The following is a 532-nucleotide window of genomic DNA, read 5'->3' on the forward strand; positions in this document are numbered from 1 at the left end:
CGGCAGGCGCGTGGATCACATCACCGCGATCATGGCCGACATCGAAAAAGTTGTTGCCAATGCACGATTCGCGAAGGCCGCAGTCGACGTGGCGTTGCACGACGCCTGGGCGCGTAGCCTGGGAGTCCCCGTGCACACGCTCCTCGGCGGGGCTTTCCGCGAGAGTGTCGACGTCACGTGGGCACTGGGTGCTGCGCCGGCGGACGAGATCATCGAGGAAGCTCACGAAAAGCTCGAATCCCGGCTCAATTTCAGCTTCAAACTCAAGATGGGAGCACTCGATCCAGCAGTCGACGTTGCGCGCATCGTCAACATCGCGCAGGCGCTGGACGGCCACGCCGGAGTCCGTGTCGACGTCAACGCACGGTGGGATCGCTTCACTGCCCTGCGGTACTTGCCGCAACTCGCCGAGGGTGGAGTCGAACTGATCGAACAACCCACTCCGGCAGACCAAATCGAGGTCCTCGCCGAACTCAGTAGGCTTCTACCGATTCCGATCATGGCCGACGAGAGTGTGCAGACCCCACACGAC

At 62.4% G+C, this 532-nt stretch carries 1 protein-coding gene; it reads left to right on the top strand.

The features are described 5' to 3' along the window. On the top strand, positions 1-532 hold a 532-nt coding region (locus A2J01_RS06895), incomplete at both ends, for an enolase C-terminal domain-like protein (RefSeq protein ID WP_331715304.1).

The organism is Rhodococcus sp. EPR-134 (assembly GCF_001647205.1).
Taxonomy (GTDB): Bacteria; Actinomycetota; Actinomycetes; order Mycobacteriales; family Mycobacteriaceae; genus Rhodococcus_F; species Rhodococcus_F qingshengii.